Here is a 7,299-nt window from a genome sequence, read left to right as displayed (position 1 = left end):
GTGGTCTCAGCTCACCGTCGCCCGGCCAAGGCCCGAAGCATCTCTTCCAAGGGCTGCCGATGGGATCGTCTCGAAAGTAGCGTTTGCGCTGCCAACTGCACCCCATTCATTCGCGCCGCGAACGAAATTTCCGAGTCAAACGCACTGCTCACCCCAATGCGGGGAAGCGCGAATTGTTTGAGGCGATCGTTGCCCAGCTGACCGTGTCGCGTTGTTACGGCGCTCAAATAGCCCACCTCTTTGGCGAGATGCTCTTCACGCGCACCGCACGCCCCATACGGATAAGCGTGATGCCGGACAGGCAACTGAAGTAAGTTCTCCAGATAGTTGCGGTTATCGGCCATCTCGGCTCGCGCTAAGGTCGCGTCAAGGGTCGCCAGCGCTGCGTGTGAGGTAGTGTGCCCGCCAATTGATGCGAGAGGATGACGCGATAACTCTTGAAGCGCGCCCTCGTCAAGGAAGTATTGGTTGTTCAACGTCGATATCGAAATACCAGCATTGTTGAAGGTCGGCGCAAGCATTTCGGCACGTTTGTAATCCTGGTGAACCCACTGGTCGACTCTTGTCAGGGCGAACCGCTTGCTCTCGAAGTCTGGACAATGAAACCGAATGCCCATTGCATCGATTGTGATGTCATCTCTTGAGCGAAACAGCTCGCGCAATCCTAACCACCAGGACTGCATGGTCCGCGTTAGCGCAGCCGTCGGCACGTACACCATGAATGGAGCGTTGTTACGCTCAAGGATTGGAAGCGCCACCGAGACATTGTCCCGGTACCCGTCATCGAATGTGAGGACCGCGTAGCGGCGCGATTGGTCATTTCTGGCCAGTCGCTCAAGGCACTCCTCGAGGCTGACAATCGCCCATCCTTCCTGTTGGAGCCAACTGAGGGAGTATTCAAATAGTTCAACGGAAGTTCCGGTCATTAATTCCGACCGACAATCCCGCTGAATTTCGTGAAACATTACGATCGCCGCCCTACCAGCGAAGATCCTGCGAAAGGCCRGAAAAAATCCGGCGCTCCCGATTGCATGAAATACAAGGTCTTTAACCTGCCGCTTCAATTGAGGCGAGCTCCGCAGTGGTGATTGATCCGTTCGGCCCTAGGCGACACCGACGCTCAGGGCACAACTTCGATACAAGTTTAGCTAGAGGCTGCGAATAACGCACTTCGATTTGAGTTCAGCCGGTGCCACGTTGTGGCTACCCCATCTTGAGTATTGGTCGGCCCTTGGACGGGTGGTACCGTGGGGAATGGCCTCCCAACTTCTGATGGACTCGAAGCGGGCGCACCACTACAGGGTGGAGATCAGGCTCGCGGATCGGTTACGCAATTCTTCGCGCGCGGAGCGCAAGCAACTTTACAGCTCGGTGTATGAAGAGCTGTTTCGCGAGGTGCCGTACCACCCGCTGCTCGTGCTTAAGAGCCAGGGGGCGGTGAAGCGGGCCGAGTTGCAGGAGCTGTTCGAGACGCTCCGTCCGTTCCTGAATCCTGACACGGTCTATGCGGAGATCGGAGCTGGCGACTGCGCGCTCACGATGCTCGTCGCGCCGCAGGTGCGGAAAGCCTACGCGATCGATGTCTCCGAGACGGTGACGCGCGGCGCGAGCGCACCGAGCCTTGAAGTCGTGCTCTCCGACGGCATCAGCATTCCAGTAAAGGCGACGCTGATCTTCTCGAACCAGCTGATGGAGCATCTCCATCCGGATGACGCCCGCGACCAGCTCGCGAACGTGTTCGCCGCGCTAGAGCCCGGCGGAAAATACTTCTGCATCACGCCGAACCGCATGAACGGCCCGCACGACGTCTCCGGCGGCATCGATGAAGTGGCGCGGGGCTTTCACTTGCGCGAGTACACGAATCGTGAACTAGCGAGCCTGTTCCGCTCCGCGGGTTTCGCGCGGGTGCAGGCTTTCGTGCGCATCCGCAACTTCCAGACGACGCTGCCGCTGGGCGTTGTGATCGCGCTCGAAACCGTCGTCGGCTGCCTGCCGCGGAGCCTCGGATGGCGCGTTTCGAACCTGCCGATACTGCGCCGCATCCTCGGAATCCAGCTCATCGCGACGCGTCGCTGAGGACACGTCTCAGACGCTCCTGGAGTGGTCGACAACCAGTATTTGTTCGGCGACAAGCTGCTGATTCCTGACCGGCGGCAACCGAAACGCCGCCGCTCGTTGGCGAGATCTCGCAACCGGCCACGCAGAGCCGCGTCCAGAGGCCGTTGCGCGCTTGGCGGCGGGGCCTAGCCAATTTTTGAAAGCGGCTCGCGAAGGGCAGCCGCATCGAGCTCTGCTCGGCCAGAAGCTTCTTCAGCTTCGCGTTCTCCTCTTCCAAGGCCATTAGCCGCTTCGCCTTGCAAACGTCCATGCCGCCGAATTTGGCCTTCCAATTTGTGGATCGTCGCCTCGGAGACCCCATGCCTGCGCGCGAGGTCGGTCGTCTTCGCCCACCCTCATGCTCCTTCGATACCGCGATAATCTGCTCTCCCGTGAACCTTGCTCGCTTCATCTGTCCCTGCTTCTTCGGCCCGGGCTCTAACTCGTTCTGGAGGAAATATTCGGTCGCAGGTCAAGTGTAAGCAAAAGGGCTGGTGGCGGGGGCTGAGTGGCCACCCAATTGAGTACTCGGTGATGAACGAATTCGCGATCGCTGCCGTCTATGTAGACCCGCAACCTGAACGCCGCGCCCGACTTCTGGGTGCTCATTCCGATGCATCATGCACAACGAGCCTCGGCTTCGCTGATCGATTGGGTCGACGATAACGCGAAATCCAAGGGAAGCCGACGGGGTAGTCCGAAAGGGCCGGCACTTGAGGCGAATTTGACCGTAGGATACGAGCGTATAACCACGTTACCGTGGTCCTTTCGCACACTGTTGCCCGGGTCGCCAGGGCTGAACGCCCCTGCTGAGTGCGCCGCATCGGAGAGGCCGGCCGGACGGGAAGTCAGCCTGCGCCAAGGGAGCCAAGTCGATGAAAGCACGAACCCGGATTCCGCTGACGAACGGTTGGGATCACGCGATGGAGGTGATGTCCCGCGAGATTCGCTCGATCAAGGATCCTGGCAAGGTTCTTGATATCCTCGAAGCTGGTTGCGGCCAGAAGTGGGATCTCGACATCGGCGGCGGCGGATATGTGCTGACCGGCATCGACCTCGACCCCGAAGCCCTTCGCATCCGGCGCGACGAAACGAAGGACCTCCACGAAGGCATCGTCGGGGATCTGCGCACGGCCGATTTCGGTCAGCGGACCTTCGACGTCATCTTCAACTCCTTCGTCCTGGAGCACGTACCGGGGGCGCAGCAGGTCCTGGAGAACTTCAACAGATGGGTGAAACCGGGCGGGCTGATCATCATCATGATCCCCGACCCCTATTCGGCGTACGGCTTCACCGCCAGGATGACCCCGCACTGGGTTCACGTGCTCTTCTATCGCCTGATCCTCGGATGGAAGAACGCCGGCAAGCCAGGCTACGGCCCCTACAAGGTCACCTACGACCAGGTGGTGTCGCGCGAAGGCATTCGGGCGTTCTGCGAAGAGAACGGACTGGTCCTGGCCGCCGAATACGGGATGCCTAGCAGCCACGGCCTGAACAACAACAGCCTCAAGCTCAAGCTGGTGGAAGCGTACAAGAAGACGCTTCATGTCCTGTCCCTCGGCCGCCTGAGCTCCGATCACAACGACATCATCTTTATCATCCGCAAACCGGCTCTTCCCGCGAGGGCGGACCTGCAGGTCAGCACTGCCGTTCCCGCCTGATTTGCAGGTTCTAGCGACGGGTCATATCTATCAAGCGCCGGCGGATCGCGCGGCGCAGAGCCGCCACGCTTCCCGGCATTCTCGTGATTTATCGCCAAGTCGGATTCCTATGAAGTCGCGGTGCGAACGGAAGAAGATCGAGATGCTGTTCGCACGCCTGAAGCGCATCCTGCGCTTCGACCGGCCCAGGTTGAGAGACCCATCAGCGGCTCGAGACGAGTTTCTCCCCACGGCTCAGATCCTAAGGAAGCAATAATCGAGCGACCTCATGAGCGGTGAAGCCGCGTTGCTTCCCTGTTTTGTTTGGGCCTCCAACGCGATCACCGTACCGCATCGGCGTGATCAAGCTTCCCGGCGGAGACGACCTCTTTCCGCGAAGGAGCGGATGGAGGCGGATCTTTGGTGACGGGTCGCGCAGTCCAGATTTTGATGATCTGCGGGACCGACCTAAACGTTGGTATAAATCATACTTTGAAAGTTTTTTCGCCACTTTTGCTTATTAACCCGCAAGCGAGCTATCGGGGGGGCAAGTTCCCGAAGCTTTGAAATCCGCTCGCGGTCCGAGGCTGCGATGCGTTGAAATGTGTTCGCGAAGCCAGTCGCTGCGAGCATGCGGTATGTTGCGCGCCATCGTGATGCGCGGCAGTGGAATGCCCTCGTCAACGTCAACGAGAAACAACTTCCGTAACTCGAAGGAGTCTGAAATTGGATACTACCGGCACGATCACGTCATTCTCGGCTGCGCCGAAAACGTACCTTAGCATTGGGGGGGACAGCTACTACGTTCAGACCCCGGGCAAGAGCTACAGCATGACCAATCTCGACCCCCAGACTCTACAATTTTCAATTCAACCTGGCGATCGCGCCTGGTTCGATGGATCAGGTGTCGATCGCTCTGAAATAATGTTGGCTAACTATATTCAACCGGGGACTCCCACCGCCATCGACTACCAGTTTGCGGTGCAGCCCAACGGGCCAAACAACACATTCGTCAACAACGCATGGTTCTTTGTTACCGCAGAAATGCATGATGGCGGCACTGTGGCTGGAACCTCGCCGCCATTCGCAGTTCAGCTCGCCGGCGACCATCTGCAGCTTGTCGCGCGCTATGTCCAAYCTGGCGGGAATCCCGCCCAGGGCTCCTCCGATCTGCATAATCTGGTGCTATGGACCGACCCGAACCCGATTGTTCCGGGGAAGTATTACGACATCAACATCCAGGCCAACGTCTCGAACAGCGGCGGCGGCTATCTCAAGCTGGCGGTCGACGGCCAGCAGGTCGTGAACTATTCCGGCCCGCTGGGCTATGGCTCGCCGACCTATTGGGAAGAAGGCCTGTATCGGAATTCAGGTCCTACCGAGAGCGTGACCGCCGACTTTCGCAATTTGACGCTGGTCACTGGGTCGACGGCAAACGGCTGGCAGGGTGTGGGCGGCGCGCCCACGTCGCCAACCACCCCGCCAAACGTCGCGCCGACAGTGACCCAGGCCACCGCTTCACCGGGGACAGGAATCGAGCATGTCGGCGATACCATCACATTGACGCTCGGCTTTAGCGAGGCCGTGACCGTCACGGGCACGCCCACACTGAAGCTCAACGACGGCAATACCGCCACCTATGTCGGTGGTTCCGGTACGGGCACGCTCACCTTCCGCACCACGGTTGCGTCGACCGACACGAATACCTCGGCGCTCGCCATCACCGGTGTCAATCTTCCGAGCGGCGCGAGCATCAAGGACGCCTCCGGTCTCGCGGCGAACCTGTCGGGTGCGGTGAAGACCTTCACCGGTCTCCAGATCGATCCGATCTCGCCGGCGGTGACACAGGCCACGGCCTCTCCGGGAACGGGCATCGAGCATGCCGGCGATACCATCACGCTGTCGCTCGCCTTCAACGAGGCCGTGACGGTGACGGGCACGCCCACGCTGTCGCTCAATGACGGCGGTACGGCCACTTATGCCGGTGGTTCTGGCACGGGCACGCTCACCTTCAAGACCACCGTCGCCTCGACCAACACGAATACGTCGGCGCTCGCCATCACCGGGGTCAATCTTGCGAGCGGTGCGAGCATCAAGGACGCCTCCGGGGTCGCGGCGAACCTGTCGGGTGCGGTGAAGACGTTCACCGGTCTCCAGATCGATCCGATCTCGCCGGCGGTGATGCAGGCCACGGCTGCTCCGGGAACAGGCACCGAGCATGTCGGGGACACGATCACGCTGGCACTCGGCTTCAACGAGGCCGTGACGGTGACGGGCACCCCCACGCTGTCGCTCAATGACGGCGGCACGGCCACTTATGCCGGTGGTTCGGGTACGGGCACGCTCACCTTCAAGACCACGGTCGCCTCGACCAACACCGCCACCTCGGCGCTCGCCATCACCGGGGTCAATCTTGCGAGCGGTGTGGCCATCAAGGACGCGAGCGGTGTCGCTGCCAATCTTGCCGGCGCCGTGAAGACGTTCTCCGGCCTGCAGGTCGACCCGACGTCATCGACGCCGCCGACGACGCCCACGACGCCCACGACGCCGACGACGCCAACGACACCAACGTCGCCGCCGACCCCATCCGCGACCAAGCCTGTCCTCACGATCGCGGATGACTCGCTCTGGGTGGCCGGAAGAGGTGGTACCGTCGATCTCGGGACGAAGGTGACAACGACCGATTCGAACGATCTCGTGACCGTGCACATCACGGGGTTGCCGAAATATGAATCGATCACCGACAAGCTCGATGGTCGGACGTTCCGGGGAAATGACATCACGCTGACGGCCGCGCAGGTCGACAGCGGACTGACGCTGACCTCGACCTACAGGGGCGGGGGTCATCCGGTTGCGACACTTACGCTGACGGCAAGTGCGAAGGATCCGTCAACCGGTGCGGTTGCGACGGCTTCGCCGCAAACCATCACCGTGACGGATCCTCGACCCGCGACGACCACGACCACGACAACCTCGTCGCACCACCACCACCACACCGCGACGGCTCATCAGCCCGTTGCCACCACGACGGCCGCGACCCCGACGACCTCGCAGACGACCGAGTCTGCGGATCATCATCAGCAGACGGCCGCCGCACACACGGGGGTCTTGGCGAACCAGGGCTTTGCGCTGCTCCAGCAGCATTTTGACCCGGCCGCCAGCACCCTGGCAACGACCGCTGCGCAGCCGATCAGTGCGGCAGATCATCCGGCCGCGACCGGCTCCACGCTGGCGTCCATGGCAAGCCAGAGCTTTGCGCTGCTGAACCAGTATCTGGCCGCTCACACCGGCCATGTGGATCCCGGTCAGATCGTGGCGGCTCTGTCGCAAGCGACCGGTTGGGGCCACGACTCGTTGCTGGCGCGGCCGCAACATTAATGCCGGGCCGCACCCAGGCTCAGCGCCTGGGTGCGGCACCGTCACTGCTTGGGAATGCATGAGAAGGAACATCGTACGCGGCCGGTAGCCGCGAAGGGTTGAGTAAAAAATGGCGATCCAGAATGGAAATGCCCATGCCGCAGATCTCGGGCTTCGATCCCTGGCTCTGTTCCTGCGCCTTCAT

The 7,299-nt window shown here is 61.0% G+C and carries 5 protein-coding genes and 1 pseudogene; 4 read left to right on the top strand and 2 right to left on the bottom strand.

Annotation, left to right across the window (positions count from 1 at the left end):
- Nucleotides 1–11 precede the first annotated feature (11 nt).
- On the bottom strand, nt 12–965 hold the full coding sequence (locus ACXJL8_RS28405) for a polysaccharide deacetylase family protein (protein ID WP_456685988.1): 954 nt from the start codon (nt 963–965) through the stop codon (nt 12–14).
- A gap of 232 nt (nt 966–1,197) precedes the next feature.
- Here ACXJL8_RS28405 and ACXJL8_RS28400 point away from each other — a divergent pair, with 232 nt between their 5' ends.
- On the top strand, nt 1,198–2,076 hold the full coding sequence (locus ACXJL8_RS28400; protein WP_456685987.1) for a class I SAM-dependent methyltransferase: 879 nt from the start codon (nt 1,198–1,200) through the stop codon (nt 2,074–2,076).
- On the opposite strand, the gene ACXJL8_RS28395 is transcribed toward ACXJL8_RS28400, so the two are convergent.
- Nucleotides 2,057–2,509: a transposase gene (locus ACXJL8_RS28395; protein WP_456624253.1), complete on the bottom strand. Its 453-nt coding sequence runs from the start codon at nt 2,507–2,509 to the stop codon at nt 2,057–2,059. The two genes, ACXJL8_RS28400 and ACXJL8_RS28395, sit on opposite strands and share 20 nt — an antisense overlap.
- Before the next feature lie 463 nt (nt 2,510–2,972).
- On the opposite strand from ACXJL8_RS28395, the gene ACXJL8_RS28390 reads away from it, so the two are divergent.
- The 3 genes and pseudogenes from ACXJL8_RS28390 (at nt 2,973) to ACXJL8_RS28380 (ending at nt 7,115) form a co-directional block, all read left to right on the top strand.
- Nucleotides 2,973–3,758 (top strand): class I SAM-dependent methyltransferase, encoded by a 786-nt coding sequence (locus ACXJL8_RS28390; protein WP_456624252.1) that lies wholly within the window; start codon nt 2,973–2,975, stop codon nt 3,756–3,758.
- A gap of 115 nt (nt 3,759–3,873) precedes the next feature.
- Nucleotides 3,874–4,014, top strand: a pseudogene (locus ACXJL8_RS28385) (IS5/IS1182 family transposase); the annotation flags it as partial.
- A gap of 554 nt (nt 4,015–4,568) precedes the next feature.
- Nucleotides 4,569–7,115, top strand: a complete 2,547-nt coding sequence (locus tag ACXJL8_RS28380) for a heparin lyase I family protein (RefSeq protein ID WP_456685986.1) — start codon at nt 4,569–4,571, stop codon at nt 7,113–7,115.
- The last annotated feature ends 184 nt before the right edge of the window (nt 7,116–7,299 follow it).

It is taken from the genome of Bradyrhizobium sp. P5_C11_2 (assembly GCF_054049755.1).
This window is presented reverse-complemented; position numbering and strand designations above follow the sequence as displayed.